Source organism: Streptomyces sp. NPDC002773 (assembly GCF_040295605.1).
Lineage (GTDB): Bacteria > Actinomycetota > Actinomycetes > Streptomycetales > Streptomycetaceae > Streptomyces.
Map to the genome: position 1 here is coordinate 188,419 of NZ_JBEOVO010000004.1, position 16,187 is coordinate 204,605.

The 16,187-nt window shown below is 70.6% G+C and carries 9 protein-coding genes; 7 read left to right on the top strand and 2 right to left on the bottom strand.

Annotated elements, in window-relative coordinates; all coding sequences use genetic code 11:
• Nucleotides 1-90: 90 nt before the first annotated feature.
• The 7 genes from ABT034_RS07845 to ABT034_RS07875 all read left to right on the top strand — a co-directional run bounded on the left by ABT034_RS07845 (nt 91) and on the right by ABT034_RS07875 (nt 14,866).
• The gene (locus ABT034_RS07845) at nt 91-9,078 is read left to right on the top strand and encodes a golvesin C-terminal-like domain-containing protein (protein WP_351212414.1); all 8,988 of its coding nucleotides are present in this window, start codon (nt 91-93) and stop codon (nt 9,076-9,078) included.
• A 65-nt stretch (nt 9,079-9,143) separates the two neighbouring features.
• Nucleotides 9,144-9,494, top strand: coding sequence for a hypothetical protein (locus tag ABT034_RS07850; RefSeq protein ID WP_351212415.1), 351 nt, complete (start codon nt 9,144-9,146; stop codon nt 9,492-9,494).
• Between the two features lie 426 nt (nt 9,495-9,920).
• On the top strand, nt 9,921-10,403 hold the full coding sequence (locus tag ABT034_RS07855) for a DedA family protein (RefSeq protein ID WP_351212417.1): 483 nt from the start codon (nt 9,921-9,923) through the stop codon (nt 10,401-10,403).
• A gap of 227 nt (nt 10,404-10,630) precedes the next feature.
• Nucleotides 10,631-11,386 (top strand): (5-formylfuran-3-yl)methyl phosphate synthase, encoded by a 756-nt coding sequence (locus ABT034_RS07860; protein ID WP_351212640.1) that lies wholly within the window; start codon nt 10,631-10,633, stop codon nt 11,384-11,386.
• 8 nt (nt 11,387-11,394) lie between these two features.
• The gene (locus ABT034_RS07865; RefSeq protein ID WP_351212419.1) at nt 11,395-12,798 is read left to right on the top strand and encodes an aldehyde dehydrogenase family protein; all 1,404 of its coding nucleotides are present in this window, start codon (nt 11,395-11,397) and stop codon (nt 12,796-12,798) included.
• Nucleotides 12,799-12,800: 2 nt separating this feature from the next.
• A complete protein-coding gene (locus ABT034_RS07870) occupies nt 12,801-13,907 on the top strand; it encodes an NAD(P)-dependent alcohol dehydrogenase (RefSeq protein ID WP_351212642.1) in 1,107 nt (368 codons plus the stop codon).
• Between the two features lie 53 nt (nt 13,908-13,960).
• Nucleotides 13,961-14,866, top strand: coding sequence for a class I SAM-dependent methyltransferase (locus ABT034_RS07875; RefSeq protein ID WP_351212421.1), 906 nt, complete (start codon nt 13,961-13,963; stop codon nt 14,864-14,866).
• A 64-nt stretch (nt 14,867-14,930) separates the two neighbouring features.
• Here the strand turns inward: ABT034_RS07875 and ABT034_RS07880 are convergent, their stop codons facing one another.
• Nucleotides 14,931-15,464 carry an EF-hand domain-containing protein gene (locus ABT034_RS07880; RefSeq protein WP_351212423.1) on the bottom strand — a complete coding sequence of 178 codons (534 nt, stop codon included), beginning with the start codon at nt 15,462-15,464 and terminating at the stop codon, nt 14,931-14,933.
• Nucleotides 15,465-15,623: 159 nt separating this feature from the next.
• On the bottom strand, nt 15,624-16,127 hold the full coding sequence (locus ABT034_RS07885) for a DUF4265 domain-containing protein (protein WP_351212425.1): 504 nt from the start codon (nt 16,125-16,127) through the stop codon (nt 15,624-15,626).
• Nucleotides 16,128-16,187: the final 60 nt, after the last annotated feature.

Genomic DNA, 16,187 nt, shown 5'->3' on the forward strand with positions numbered 1-16,187 from the left:
GTCGATGGGAAGCAGAAAGTGAAGATTCCGAGACCCGGCCTGTGGTCGGGCGTCGCCGCGTTCGCGGTGATAAGTACGCTGGTGCAGCCCGTGGCGTTTTCCACGCCCGCGGAAGCGGCCGCACCGTTCGACGAGAAGGAATGGCGCGAACGACTGAAAAACTGGGACAAGGACGAAGGCGATCCACCCGTCCTGCCCCAGGAGTCCGTGTCCCTGAACGAGCGACTGCCCCAGGGCGACAAGGCGCGAAATCCCCAGCGGGTAAAGGAGTTGGCCGAGCGCCGCACGCCGACCGCCCGCTACTGGCAGATGTCGGACGGCAGCACCCAGGCGGAGATATCCGCCGTACCGACCGCCTTCCGGTCGGGCGCGGGCTGGAAGACGATCGACACGACCGTCTCCGCCACCGACCGGAAGGGCTTCCTCTTCGCCAATTCGGCCAATACGGCGCGCAGTTGGTTCGGCTCGGACCCCGACTCCCTCCTGCGCGTCGAGACCGGCAGCGGTCAGGCCGTCACCTTCGGGCTCAAGGGCGCCGGCCGGCTCGCGCCGCGTGCCAAGGGCGCGGACGTCACCTACCCCGACGCCGTCAACGGTGCCGACCTCGCCTACCGCGTCGGCCCGGGCGAGGTGAAGGAGACCCTCACCCTCACCGAACGCCCGGCGAAGGCCCCCGCGTACACCTTCACCGTGGACACGGACGGGCTCACGCCCACCCTGCGCCCCGGCGGCTCGGTCGCCTTCCACAAGGAGTCCTCCGCCGATCCGGTGCTGGTGATCCCCGCGCCGTACATGACGGACGCCAAGCAGGACGCGGCCTCCCCGTACGGGACCGCGTACAGCACCGACGTCACGACCCGGCTGGCCAGGAAGGGCGGCGGCTGGGAGCTGACCCTCGAGCCGTCCGCGGCCTGGCTGAACGCCCCCGAGCGCCAGTACCCCGTCGTGATCGACCCGACGATCACGATCGCGCCGACGCCCACCCAGTCGCAGGACGTGATGGTCACGTCCGACGACCCCGCCGCCAACTTCAAGGACTCCTGGCGGCTCTCCGCCGGCCGCACGGCCGCGGGTGCCGCCCGCTCCCTGGTCAAGTACGACCTGTCCGGCATCCCCGCCAACACCCGTGTCGACTCGGCCCGGATGCAGCTCTACTACGACCAGACCCACAGCGCCAACAACCTCGCCGTGACGCTCGGCGCCTACCGGGCCACCGGCCCGTGGGACGAGACGACGGCGACCTGGAACAGCACCAAGGACCTGGTCGGCGAGCAGTCCGCCTACTCCGTCACCGTCGACGACGGCGACGCGGGCACGACCGCGGCCAAGGGCGCCTGGCCGGCCTCGGGCAACACCGCGTTCACGCAGTACGCGATCAACCGGGACTACCTCTACAACAAGGACACGGTCGCCGGTGACACCTACACCTGGCAGCCCAAGCTCGCCGAATCCGGTGCCTACCGGGTCGACGTGCACTCCGTCCCGGCCTCCGACCGCGCCACCAACGCCCCGTACACGCTGACGCACAGCGGCGGCACCACGGCGTACACCGTCGACCAGTCCGCCGGCACCGGTGGCGTCTGGAAGACGCTGGGGACGCGGGACTTCGCGGCCGGCACCACCGGCAAGCTCGTCCTCGGCGACGGCCCGGCCTCCACCACGACCGCCGTCGTCGCGGACGCGGCCCGGTTCGTCAAGCCCGCCACCGACGTGATGCAGCCCAACACGTACAACAAGTGGCACAGCTTCTCCGTCCGCGACACCGTCCAGTCGTGGGTCGACGGCACCCAGAGCAACCACGGCTTCGTCATCAAGGCGGAGAACGAGGCGACCGGCGCCGTCGGCGGCCCGCGCTACCACGCCGCCCGGTTCGGCTACGGCGGCGAGACCGCCACGTACCCGAAGCTCACCCTCACCTACGGCCGCCCCGGCGCCGACCTCAAGGCTCCGACGACCATCCACGACACCGGCGCCGAGCTGGCCTGGGGCGCCTACCAGGACCCCTCCACCGCCACCTCGGACGACATCGTCGAGTACCAGGTGCACCGCAGCGTCTTCCAGCGGTTCACGCCCTCCGCCTCGACGCTGGTCGCCCCCGTCGGCAAGGACACGCAGACCTTCACCGACACCACCGCCGCCCCGACGGCGGCCGCGGACCCGGAGCCCTTCGGCCGCGCGTACTACTACATGGTCGCCGTGAAGACGAGCGACGGCCAGATCGTCCCGGCCACCACCCAGCTCGTACGGCTGCCCAAGGCCGGACGCACCACCAAGATCTTCCAGAGCGGCCAGTGGGACACCACGCTCTCCTCGAACGAGCCCACCACACCGCACGACACCATCGACGACACCGGCGTCCGGCAGAACTGGCTGTCCGTCGGCAACAACTCGGCCACCTTCGGCAGGACGCGGGCCGTCCTCGGCTTCCCCTCGCTGAACATCCCGGCGACCGCCCGGGTGATGCAGTCCGAGCTCGTCCTGTGGGGTTCGCTCACCAACACCGGCTCCAGCGGCGCCGCCTACGAACTGCGGCCGCTCACCCGGACGTTCGACGAGGCGACCGCCACCTGGGCCAAGGCCGACGCCGCCACCGCCTGGACCACGGCGGGCGGTGACCACGGAGCGGTCGTCGCCGACACCGTCTCCCAGCTGACCAACGACCCTGCGCGGCACAACTGGGACGCCACCTCCCTCACCCAGGGATGGGTGAAGGACCCCGCCTCCGCCAAGGGCCTGACGGTCAAGCTCGCGGACGAGGCCGGACCCCAGGAGCGCACCCTCTTCCTCTCGTCCGAGGCACCGGAGCAGGAGCTGCGCCCGCAGCTCGTCGTCACGTACATCGACTCCACCACCGAGTCCACGTACTACGCGGCGCAGACCCCCGCCCGCATGATCCCCGGCGACACCCACACCGTCGAGGTCACCCTCACCAACACCACCGACCGCGTCCTGAGCGCGGCGAACGAGGCCCTGACCTACACCTGGGCGCTACCGGACGGCACCGACGCGACCACCGGCGGAAACCAGGTCGAGACGGCGCTGCCGCGCGACCTCCTGCCCGGTGACACCGTCACCGTCCAGGCCCAGGTCAAGACGCCGATCAACTCCGGCTCCGGGAACAAGCGCACGGACTACGTGCTCACCTGGGACATCCGGAACAAGACCACCGGCACCTGGATGTCGGGCACCGACACCATCCCCGGCCTGCGCCAGAACGTCGCGGTCGAGGACCCGACGTCGAACCAGCTCGGCATGGAGAAGTTCTACTCGTACACCGGGAAGAACACCGGTGCCGGCGCGTCCGTGATGAACAACCTGTACGCGGGCAACAACGTCTGGTCGTACAACGCCTTCACCAACCCCGGTCGGGGCGTCTCCACCTTCGCCCGCTTCACCTACAACTCCCTCGACACCTCCGACACCGTCCTCGGCCACGGTTGGTCCGCCCAGCTGGCCTCGCCGCTGCGGCTCGGCATGGGGCTCGACTTCCACCCCAACCCCCATCCGCGTGAGGTGACGCTGCCCGACGGCGACGGCACGGCGCACATCTTCCGCAAGCAGACCGACGGCACGTGGAAGGCCCCGGCGGGCGTCCACTACCTGCTGGCGGAGAAGCCGGGCGTCGACTGCAAGCCGTCCTCGGACGGCGACCCGCAGGCCTGGTCCATGACGCGGCCCGACCGGACGAAGTTCTTCTTCGACTGCGACGGCTACATCACCTCGACGGTGGACAAGAACGGCAACACGCAGACGTTCACCTACGAGGAGCGCAAGTCCAACAACAAGCCGGTCAAGTTCCTCCGGTACATCACCGACCCGGCCGGCCGGCAGACCCTCAGCGTCGACTACTACGCCAAGGGATCGGCGTACAGCCACATCGACGACACGGGCACCAAGGTGAGCGGCAACAACCTCACCAACCCCAAGATCGTGGACCACGTGAAGTCCGTCCGGGACGTCTCCGGCCGCGAACTCACCTTCGTCTACAGCGACAAGGGGCTCCTCGGTGAGCTGACCGACGGCGCGGGCTCGGCCCAGCCGAAGGTGTTCCGCTTCGTGTACGACGCCACCCAGGGCAACAAGAACGTCAAGCTGGTCAAGGTCACCGACCCGCGCGGCAACGCGACCACCTTCGACTACTACTACCCGAGCGAGGGCGACGACCCGAAGTTCCACTGGGCCGCGCAGAGCATCACCGACCGGCTCGGCGGCACCACCGGATTCGTCTACACCGACCCCGACGGCACCGCCGGCTCGGTGATCGACACCCGGGTCACCGACGCCGAGGGCCACGCCACCGGCTACGTCCACGACGGCTACGGCCGCCCCACCCGGATCACCAACGCCAAATCCCAGATCACCAAGATGTCCTGGGACGCGGACAACAACGTCACCCGTCTGGAGGAGCCCAACGGCGCCTACACCACCTGGGTGTACGACCCCAAGACCGGCTACCCGCTGGAGCAGAAGGACCCGGAGGCCAACAAGAACGGCACCCCGGCCCAGACCTTCCAGTACCAGACCGGACTGAACGGCCACATCGCCGACCTGTGGCGCAAGACCTCACCGGAGGGCCGTACCTGGGAGTTCGGCTACGACGGCTCGGGCAACCTGACCTCGGTCACCGACCCCAAGGGCGTCGCCTCCGCCGCGGTGGGCGACTACACCACCCGCTACGCGTACGACGCCCTCGGTCAGCTGACCAAGGAGACCGACGCCAACGGCAACGCCACCACCAACAGCGGTTTCGGCCCCACCGGCTACCCGGCGACCATCACCGACCCGCTGGGCAAGGCCGCCACCTTCGTCTACGACGCCCGCGGCAACGTCCTCGAGGCCGTCAACGCCAAGGGCGCCAAGGTCACGCAGACCTACGACACCTACAGCCGCCCGCTGGTCAAGAAGGAACCCAAGGACCAGAGCGCGAACCTCTTCATCACCACCCCCGCCCCGGTCTACGACGCCAACGACAACATCACCCTGGTGACGGCGCCGAACGGATCCGTCTCCACCTCGGCGTACGACAAGGGCGACCAGCTCATCGAGCGGGTACTGCCCAAGGACGTGGCGACCGACCCCGAACGGAAGTCGACCTTCACGTACGACAAGGTCGGCAACGTCGTCACCGAGACCGAGCCGCAGGGCAACGTCACGGCGACGGCCGGCGACTTCACCACGACGAACCGCTACGACGAGATCTACCAGGCCGTCGAGACGGTGAACGCGCAGGGCGAGAAGGCGACCGCCACGTACGACAACGTCGGCAACGTGCTCAAGGTCGTCGACCCGCTGAAGAACGCCACCGCCGACCCCGCCGACTTCACCACGAAGTTCACGTACGACCTCAACCACCGAGTCGTCACCACGACCGACGCCGTCGGGGCATCCACCTCCGACCGCTTCGACCTCGACGGCAACACCATCGGCACGACCGACGCCGACGGCAACGAGGCGCTCGCCGCCTACGACGCCCGCAGCGCGCTGATCGAGGCCAAGCAGCCCTGGAACAAGGACGGTTCGGGCAACACGTTGTACCGCACCACCCGCTACGAGTACGACCAGGTCGGCAACGCGACCAGGACGATCACCCCGCGGGGCGTCGAAACCACCGACGACACCACGGACTTCGTCGCCGAGACGGTCTACGACCAGCTCAACCGCGTCAAGGAGGAGCGCTCGCCCTTCGACAAGGACGACCCGCGCTACCACACCCCGGACACGACCTTCTACAGCTACGACGAGGTCGGCAACCTCTTCCAGGTCTCCACCCCGCCGTCCGAGGGCCAGTCCGTCCGCAACGTCACCGAGTACGCGTACTACGACAACGGCTGGGCGAAGAGCTCCAAGGACCCGTGGGACATCACCACGGCCTACGACTACAACGAGCTCGGCCAGCAGACGAAGAACACCCTGACCGCCGCCGGCGGATCCCAGTCGCGCACCATGACCTGGGACTTCTATCCGTCCGGCAACGAGAAGGGCCGCTCCGACGACGGTGTCCCGGTGGGGCGTGCGGTCACCCTCGTGGACAGCTCCGACTTCCACAACACCACCTCCCAGGGCACCTGGAACCGCACCACCGCCCCGGGGAACTACGGCTACGACACCCACACCCACCCCGCCGGCACCGGCGCGGACCGGTTCGTGTGGCAGCTGAACATCCCGCAGAACGGCACCTACGAGGTCTTCGTCCGGCACCCGCAGGTCGCGGGCGCCGCCACCGACGCCTCCTTCACGATCGACCATGACGGCGGCAGCGCCACGAAGACGGTCAACCAGAGCACCGGCGCCGGCCAGTGGGTCTCCCTCGGCAGCTACGCCTTCGTCGAGGACGGCCCGCAGAAGATCACCGTCACCGACAAGGCGAACGGCACCGTCGTCGCCGACGCGGTGAAGCTGGTCCGTGACAACGGCGGCGAGAGCGACACTGAGAAGAAGGACTTCGGTTACCGCTACGACGTCAACGGCAACCTCATCGAGGTCAAGGACAACTCGCCCGGCGCCAAGACCGACACGTACCGCGTCGCCTACGACGGACTCAACCGCATCTCCAAGGTCGAGGAAATCGCCGCGGGCACGGTGAAGAACACCACCGCGCTCACGTACAACGCCAACGGCAACCCCGTCACCTCGACGCACGACCTCACCTGGTCCAAGACCGAGTACGACGCGCGCGACCTGGTCACCAAGGTCACCAACGCCGACTCCGCGACGGCCGGGAACCAGCAGATCTCCACCTTCACCTACACCCCCCGCGGGCAGTCGCTGCGGCAGACCAAACCGAACGGGAACACGCTCGACCTGAGCTACTACCTGGACGGATCGGTCAAGCAGGCCCTGGAGAAGACCTCCGCGGGCGCGGTCGTGGCCCAGCACGACCTGGAGTACTCGGCCAACGGCCACCGCTCCAAGGACACGCTGAAGCTGATGAACGCCGACGATCCGGCGGCGACCATCGACAACACGTACGTCTTCGACTACGACCCGCAGGACCGCGTCGCCAAGGTCGCCAAGAGCGGTGACTCCTCGGCGACCGAGACCTACACGTACGACGCGAACAGCAACGTCGTCGCACAGTCCGTCGGAGGCGTCGACACGACCCACCGCTACGACCGCAACCGGCTGCTGTCCTCCTCGTCCGGCGGCATCACCTCCACCTTCAACTACGACCCGCTGGGCCGCCTGGACACCATCTCCGCCGGCGGCCAGACCATCCAGAAGAACACCTACGACGGTTTCGACCGGACCAAGCGCAGCCGCTCCGGTGCCGGCGCCTCGTCCGTGACCACCGACTACCTCTACGACCCCTTCGACCGCACGGTCACCGAGACCACCTCGGGTGCCGAGAGCAAGACGCTCGCGTTCACCTACCTCGGCATGGAGGACCAGGTCCTCCGCGAGGAGCTGAGCGGCAAGGCCGACAAGTCCTACCAGCTGTCGCCGTGGGGGCAGAAGCTCACCCAGATCAAGCACCTGGACACCGGCGGCAAGGAGTACTCGCAGTTCACCTACAGCCCTCGCGGTGACGTGGAGGCGATCACCAAGGACAACGGCACCACCCGGGCCACGTACGGCTACACCGCCTACGGCTCGAACGACGACGCCCAGTTCACCGGCGCGGACAAGCCCGACGCCTCCGCCCCCGAGGGGGAGGAGCCGTACAACGCGTTCCGCTTCAACGCGGCGCGCTGGGACGGCGGTTCGAACACGTACGACATGGGCTTCCGGAACTACGACCCGGGCCTGAACCGCTTCCTGACGCGTGACATGTACGGCGGCGCGCTCGCCGACATGCGCCTGGCGGCGGACCCGTTCACCGGCAACCGGTACGCCTTCGCCGGCGGCAACCCGATCAGCTTCGTCGAACTCGACGGACACCTCTTCGGGCTCTCCCTGTCCGACATCGGCCACGCGACGCTGGACGTCGTCGGTCTGATCCCGGTCGTCGGTGAGGTCGCCGACGTCGCCAACGGCGTCTGGTACGCGGCCGAGGGCAACTACACCGACGCGGCGCTCTCCATGGCCTCGGCGATTCCGTTCGCCGGATACGGGGCCACCGCCGTCAAGGCGGGCCGCTACGTCGACAAGGGCCTGGACGCCATGGACTCCGCGGGCGACGCCGCCCGCACGGCGGACAACGTCGGGGACGCGGCGAAGGCCGCGCCGGCGCCGAAGGACCCCGCCCCCGCCCCGGCGCCCAAGCAGGACGCGCCGGACGCACCCGCGGCACCCGCCTGCAAGATCAACAGCTTCGTGCCCGGAACCAAGGTCCTCATGGCCGACGGTTCCACCCGGGCGATCGACCAGCTGAAGGTGGGCGACCTCGTCCTCGCCACGGACGTGGAGGGCGGCGACACCCGCGCCCGCGCGGTGACCGACACCCGGAGCCACGAGGGCCGCAAGGACCTCGTGACGCTGACCGTCGACACCGACGGCCGCGACGGCGCGAAGACCGGCGTCATCACCTCGACGGCGGGCCACGAGTACTGGCTGCCGGACGCCGGACGGTGGGTGCCGGCGACGGCTCTCGAGCCGGGCATGTGGCTGCGCGCGGCCTCGGGCACCTGGATCCAGATCACCGCGGTCGACCGCACCACCCGTAAGGAGCGGGTGCACAACCTCACCGTCGAGGGCGTCCACGACTACTACGTCCTCGCGGGTGACGGTCAGCTCCTCGTCCACAACGGCTGCGGCGACGACCTTCCCGAGATCAAGATCCCGCAGAGCCTGCGGGGCGGGGACGGCATCTTCAGCCCGGGACCGCACGCCCGCAAGGGTGTCCTCGCCCCGAGCACCTCGCAGCGCTTCGGCAAGGCGGTCCGCAAGGCCGTCAACGCCATCGGCGACCGGTTCGGCTGCCACCGCTGCGGAGTCAAGGACCCCGGCACCAGCGTCAACAACGCCCAGCGGATGTTCAAGAACAGGACGCTCGGCAACTGGATCCCGGACCACTGGCCGGCCAACGCCGTGCTCAAGAAGCTGCAGCTGCTGGGCAAGGCACGCCAGCTCCTGCTGCCGCACTGCAAGGCCTGCTCGGACATCCAGCGCAACGCGATGAACAAGCATTCGCGCAGCTGACCCCCGGACCGGCAGAGGCAGGACAATGAGACCGTCGGTGACGGCGGACCAGGAGTGAGGCAGTCGTGCAGTTCAGTGTGAGAGTGCTGGGACGGATGAGCGGCGACGTCGTCGCCCAGCGGACGGCGGACGCGTTGGGCATCTTCAACTCGACCCCGCAGTTCCTCAGCAACGAGCGGTGGGAGATCGAGGTGGTCCTCCCCGACGAGGCCGAGGACGCCGTCGAGTCCGGCCCGGACGGGGAGATCGCCCCCCTCTGGGAGCTGCTGTGCGACAGCGTCGGGGACAACGGCCTCGACGTGGACGCGGCCGCGGGCGCGGCCGAAGAGGCCGCGACCGCGGACCTGGAACGGGTCAGGCAGGCCCTGCTCGACGCGGGGGCCACCGAGGTCCTGATCGAAACGCTCGAACCGTAGGAGTTCACGCCCCGCGCAGAACGGCCCGCCGGATGTCCGGCGGGCCGTTCTCGCTTCGACGAGATGATCAGGAGGTCCGACGCGCGGGCACCACCGCTCCCAGCAGGGCCGCGGTGACCGGGTGGGCGGGGCGGGAGAACAGGTCGGGTGGGCGGGGCGGGAGAACAGGTCGGCAGTGGTGCCGTGGCCCTCGGCCGGACCGACGCCGCCCGCCGCCTGAAAGAACACGGCACTGGCCCGCGCCGCTACCACCGCGGCCTCGCGGCACGTGCGGCCACCCTTCCGGCGAAGGTGGAGGCAGAGGCGACAGCCGGCTGACCACGGACGCCCTGTATCCGCCGTATCCGCGTCGGTTAGGCTGACCTTGCCTGGCGGACGGGTGTGCGGGGGACATGGGTTCCGGCTCGGCGCCCGGGAGGAGGCGTCGTGGACAAGATCGTGCTCACGGCCGGAGCCCTGTACGTCATCGTCCTGCTCCGCGCCGGAGGGACGTTCGCCGTCGGGTGGCTGGCCGGCGCCGGTGCCCGGCGCAGCAGGTTCGCCGGGCGGATCTCCTCGGCGAAGTTCCTGCGCGCCGAGCGGGCGATCCAGCGGTGGGGCGCGCCGGTGGTGGCCGTCTCCTTCCTGACCATCGGTTTTCAGACCGCCGTCAACTTCCTCGCGGGCAGCGCGCGCATGCCGCTGCCGCGCTACCTCCCCGCCCTGTTCGTGGGCGGAGCGGCCTGGGCGCTGATCTACGCGACGGCGGGTCTCGGCGTGCTCGAAGTGCTGGGAAGGCTCTTCGCCGAACGGACCGCCCTCGGGGTGTCCGCCGTGGCCGCCCTGCTCCTCGCGGTCTGCGGGGTGGTGGTCTACCGCAGAAGAAGAGCGGCCCCGTCCGCCGCCGAGACCGTGGCCGAGGACTCCTGAGCCGTCCCCCGAGGGCGGGTGCCCGCATGCGGCGCGGATCAGCAGACGCCGGTTCACGCCGGTGCGCACGCTGTCATGCGCGTGCGTGTACGCGCCCCTGGCGATCTCCCCGCACGCCCTGTCGGTGCGCACGGGCGGCGGAAAAGATGAGCACACCGCACATGGACCAGGTGAGCCGCGGTTCCCCGTCCCTCGGCCGGGCGGACTCGCGGCGGAAGGAGTTCACGGTGTTGCTTCTCATCTCCCCGGACGGCGTCGAGGAGGCCCTCGACTGTGCGAAGGCGGCGGATCACCTCGACATCGTCGACGTCAAGAAGCCCGACGAGGGTTCCCTCGGCGCCAACTTCCCGTGGGTCATCCGGGAGATCCGCGACGCCGTGCCGGCGGACAAGCCGGTGTCCGCCACCGTCGGCGACGTGCCGTACAAGCCCGGCACGGTGGCGCAGGCCGCGCTCGGCGCGGTCGTCTCCGGCGCCACGTACATCAAGGTCGGCCTCTACGGCTGCACCACCCCCGACCAGGGCATCGAGGTCATGCGCGCGGTCGTCCGGGCGGTGAAGGACCACCGGCCGGACGCGCTCGTCGTCGCCTCCGGCTACGCCGACGCCCACCGCGTCGGCTGCGTCAACCCGCTCGCCCTCCCCGACATCGCCGCCCGCTCCGGTGCCGACGCGGCCATGCTGGACACCGCGATCAAGGACGGGTCCCGGCTCTTCGACCACGTGCCGCCGGACGCCTGCGCCGAGTTCGTCCGCCGCGCCCACGCCTCCGGGCTGCTCGCCGCCCTCGCGGGCAGCGTCAAACAGGCCGACCTCGGTCCGCTGACCCGTATCGGCACGGACATCGTGGGCGTGCGGGGAGCGGTCTGCGCGGGCGGTGACCGGAACGCCGGCAGGATCCAGCCGCACCTGGTCGCCGCCTTCCGGGCGGAGATGGACCGGCAGGCCCGGGAGCACGCCGTCGGCGTCCCCACCGGGAACTGACCGCCGGAATGCCGACGCCTGAGGCCCGCCGCGCCCCCGTACGCCGGACCGTACGCTTCCCCGTCGTCGACCCGGCCACCGGGGAGACCTTCGACGAGGCCCCCGACCAGCAGCCGGGCGAGTTGGACGCCGTGGTCGCCCGCGCCCAGCGGGCCTGGCGCGGCTGGCGCGCCGAACCCGCCACCCGCACCGCCGCGTTGCGCGGTGCGGCCGACGCCGTGGAGACGGCGGGCGACGACCTGGCCCGGTTGCTCACCCGGGAACAGGGCAAGCCGCTGGCCGAGTCGTACGCGGAGGTCGCCCGTACCGCTGCCCGCCTGCGCTACTTCGCCGACCTGGCCCCACGGACCCGCCGGATCGACGACGGCCGGCCCGTGCACAGCGAGATCCGCTGGCGCTCCCTCGGACCCGTCGCCGCGATCGTCCCGTGGAACTTTCCCCTCCAGCTCGCGGCGGCGAAGTTCGCGCCCGCGCTCGCGGCGGGCAACACCATGGTCCTCAAACCGTCTCCGTACACTCCGCTCGCCACCCGGCTGCTCGGCTCCGTCCTCGCCGGTGTCCTGCCCGAGGACGTCCTGACCGTCGTCACCGGCCGCGAACCCCTCGGCGCCCGCCTCGCCGCCCACCCGGGCATCCGCCACGTCACCTTCACCGGCTCGGTGCCCACCGGGCGTGCCGTCGCCGAAGCGGCGGCGGCCTCGCTCGCCCGGGTCACCCTGGAACTGGGCGGCAACGACGCCGCCGTCCTCCTGGACGACGTCGACGTGGACCGGATCGCGGACCGGCTGTTCTGGGCGGCGTTCCGCAACTGCGGACAGGTGTGCATGGCGGTCAAACGCGTCTACGTCCCGGCCCGGCTCCACGCCGAGGTCGTCGAGGCCCTCGCCCACCGCGCGAAGACCGTCGCCGTCGGATCCGGGCTCGATCCGGACACCCGGCTCGGGCCGGTCAACAACGCCCCCCAGCTGGCCCGGGTCGAGCAGGTCACGCGGCAGGCCGTGGCGGCCGGCGCCAGGGCGGCGGCCGGCGGCCACCGGCTCGACCGGCCGGGCTACTTCTTCGCCCCCACCATCCTCACCGACGTCCCGCCCGACAGCCCGGTGGTGACCGGGGAGCAGTTCGGGCCGGTCCTGCCGGTACTGCCGTACCGGAGCCTCGACGAGGCCGTCGACGCGGCCAACGGCACCGGCTTCGGTCTCGGCGGCTCCGTCTGGGGCACCGATCCCGACCGGGCCGAGGCGGTGGCCGACCGGCTCGAATGCGGCACGGCCTGGATCAACCACCACGCCGAACTGTCCCTCGCCCAGCCCTTCGCGGGCGTCAAGGACAGCGGGGTCGGCGTCGCGGGCGGACCGTGGGGGCTCTACGGAAACCTCCGGCCGTTCGTCGTCCACCGCCCGCGGGAGGCGTGACGATGCGGTTCCAGGCGGCCGTACTGCGCTCGTACGAGCACCCCTTCACCGTCGAGGAGGTGACCCTGCGGACGGAACCCGCCGCCGGCGAGATCCTGGTCGAGATCGCGGGCGCCGGGATGTGCCGGACCGATCTCGCGGTACGGCGCTCCGCCGGCCGCAGCCCCCTGCCCGCCGTCCTCGGCCACGAGGGCGCCGGAGTCGTGGTGCGGACGGGCAGCGGCCCCGACACCGCGATCGACGTGGGTGACCACGTCGTACTGAGCTTCGACTCCTGCGGACACTGCCGGAACTGCCGCGCCGCGGCCCCCGCCTACTGCGACTCCTTCGCCTCCCTCAACCTCTTCGGAGGACGCGAGGAGGAACCGCCGCGGCTCACCGACGCGACCGGGAAGGCGCTGGCCCCCCGCTGGTTCGGCCAGTCCTCGTTCGCGGAGTACGCGCTCGTCCCGGCCCGCAACGCCGTCCGGATCGACCCCGCGCTGCCGCTCGAACTCCTCGGGCCCCTCGGCTGCGGCTTCCTCACCGGCGCCGGAGCCGTACTGAACACCTTCGGCGCGGGCCCAGGCGACACCCTGACGGTCCTGGGCGCCGGAGCCGTGGGCCTCGCCGCGGTGATGGCCGCCACCGCCGCGGGCGTACGGACCGTGGCCGTCGACCGGCACCCCCACCGGCTGTCCCTGGCCGAACGTTTCGGCGCGATCGCCCTGCCCGCCGGAACGGCCCGACTGCCCGAACAGATCCGACGGCTCACCGACGGCGGCGCGCAGTACGCCCTGGACACCACGGCCTCGGCCCCGCTCATCAACCACGCGCTCCAGGCGCTGCGCCCCACCGGCACCCTCGGCCTCGTGGCACGCCTCCACACCGCGCTGCCGCTCGAACCCGGCACGCTCGACCGAGGCCGCAGCATGCGCCACATCTGCGAAGGGGACGCCGTACCCGGACTGCTGATACCCCGGCTCACCGGTCTCTGGCAGGCCGGCCGCTTCCCCTTCGACCAGCTGATCCGCACCTACCCGCTGGCCGACATCAACGAGGCCGAACGCGACTGCGAAGCCGGCCGCGTGGTCAAACCCGTCCTGCTCCCGGAGAGGACGAGCCGATGAGCAGACACCCCTGTGCTCTCCCCACTCGCTTCAGTTTTGCCAACGGAGGAAACATGGCCGGCACGGCGCCGCAGCAGGCAGGCGTGGAAGGCGTGGACGGAGGTGTGGGCCTGACCGCCCTCCTGGTCGCCGCGGCACGGGCGATCGAGACCCACCGCCACGACAGCCTGGCCCAGGACGTCTACGCGGAACACTTCGTGCGCGCCGCCCCGGCATGCGCGGACTGGCCGGTACGCATCGAACAGGTCCCGGAGGGGGACGGCAACCCGCTGTGGGGGAGGTTCGCCCGCTACTTCGGCCTGCGGACCAGGGTCCTCGACGACTTCCTGCTCGGGTCGGTCCGTACGGACGCCCGCCAAGTGGTCCTGCTGGGCGCGGGGTTGGACACGCGCGCCTTCCGCCTTGACTGGCCGTCCGACGTACAGGTCTTCGAGATCGACAGGGCGGGCGTGCTGGACTTCAAGCAGCAGGTGCTCACGGACCTGGCGGCCGTCCCGACGGTCAAGCGCGTACCCGTGCCGGTCGACCTGCGCGCGGACTGGGTCACCGCGCTGACCACCGCCGGCTTCGACCCGGCCGTACCGAGCGTCTGGCTGGCCGAGGGGCTGCTCTTCTACCTGCCGGGCCCCGCCGAGACGTATCTCATCGACACGGTGGACAGATTGACCACCGGAGGCAGCGCTCTGGCCTTCGAGGCCAAGCTGGAGAAGGATCTCCTCGCGTACCGCGACAGCCCGATCTACACGGCGACGCGCGAGCAGATCGGCATCGACCTGCTCCACCTCTTCGACCCGGGCCCACGACCCGACTCCGCGGGCGACCTGGCGGCCAGGGGCTGGTCCACGTCGATGCACACGCCCTTCGACTTCACCCGCCGGCACCGGCGCGGCCCCCTCCCCGAGCCGAACGACGCGCTGGAGGGGAACCGGTGGGTGTTCGCGCACAAGCCCCGGCCCTGACGTCCGCGGCGCTCACGTGGCCGTCCGCGCACGGCCGTCCCGGGACGGCCGTGCGCGGACCGTGTCAGACGGCCCGTGCGGCCACCAACTGGTCACCCGGAATCCCGGCCTTGTCCGGCGCGTAGTAGTCCTCGATCCCGGCGGCCCACGTGGTCACAAGGATGCGGTCCTCGGCGTCCGGGCCGAAGGCGTCGAAGAGCGCGTGGATGTTCGCCTTCTCGAAGCCGATCGCCGTCATGAGCGACAGGAAGAGCGGGCGCTCGATCAGGCCGTCCTCGTCGGGGTCGCCGAGTGCGGCGAGCGCCGTGGCGAACTCGCTGATCGTGGGACCGAAGCGGTCGGGGTCGAGCACGAACGGACGGAACTCGTCGAGCGTGATCACACCGTCGCCGTTGGCGTCCAGTTCAGTGGCGAGCGTCGTCCAGTAGCGGCGGAACGCGGCGCGGATGGCTGCCTTGGCGCCCGCGTCCGACGCGGTCGCCGCCTCCAGAACACGACCCGTCATGAGGTCGAAGTCGTCGGAGTCGATGACTCCGTTGCCGTTGGCGTCGAAGAGGGAGAAGACCAGCTCGACCCGCTGGGCGGCCTCAGTTCGCATGTCCGTCACCTGTCTTCCGGGGCCCGTCGATCCGGGGCCTGGCTCAATGAGTGCCTCTACGTAACCGTGAGGGGACAGCGGCGTGACGGTGAGGCGGTCTCCCGTACCGGAAGGAGTGAGTTCACTGACAATCAGCCCGAGCGGCTCGGACCCGAGGAGCTACGCGTCGTGCCAGGCGTCGGTGGCACAGGGCACCTCGTAGTGCCACCACCCGTCCTCCTCGCCGCGGACGAGCAACGCCTTGATCCCGGCGAGGTCCGCGTCGCCCGGCACGGTGAGGGCGACCAGCGGGAACGTGTCGCTGTAGACCTCACCGCCCAGCCCGAAGGGGGACAGCCGCTCGTGCACGGCCCGGGCGCTTCGCCCCAGGGGGCCGGAGGCGACGGGCAGGACACGGATGGTGCAGTTGTCCGACGCCTCCACCCGCTCCTTCGCCCAGTGGAGACCGTCGGTGTCCGTCGCGAACCGCACGACCTCGCCCTCGGCCACCCCGTCCTGCAGGAAGGGGATGTTCTCCAGCCGGGCGGTGTCACGGCTCACCCGGGTGGCCCAGAGCCCCTCGGTGTCGTAGGGAAGCCAGCCCTCGCGCGGCACGAACCGGAACCACACCTTGATCCGATCGTCTTCAGCAGCGCCGGGGTCGGAGGGAGTCAGGGAGGTCATGCCCGCAATGATCGCGTACGCGGCCGGACGCTCGCCCTCGGGGGTCGAACGCGGGTACGT

Coding starts and splice junctions, on each gene's coding strand:
- ABT034_RS07865 (WP_351212419.1), top strand. CDS start 11,395: ATGCCGACGCCTGAGGCCCGCCGCGCCCCCGTACGCCGGACCGTACGC.
- ABT034_RS07870 (WP_351212642.1), top strand. CDS start 12,801: ATGCGGTTCCAGGCGGCCGTACTGCGCTCGTACGAGCACCCCTTCACC.
- ABT034_RS07875 (WP_351212421.1), top strand. CDS start 13,961: ATGGCCGGCACGGCGCCGCAGCAGGCAGGCGTGGAAGGCGTGGACGGA.
- ABT034_RS07880 (WP_351212423.1), bottom strand. CDS start 15,464: ATGCGAACTGAGGCCGCCCAGCGGGTCGAGCTGGTCTTCTCCCTCTTC.
- ABT034_RS07885 (WP_351212425.1), bottom strand. CDS start 16,127: ATGACCTCCCTGACTCCCTCCGACCCCGGCGCTGCTGAAGACGATCGG.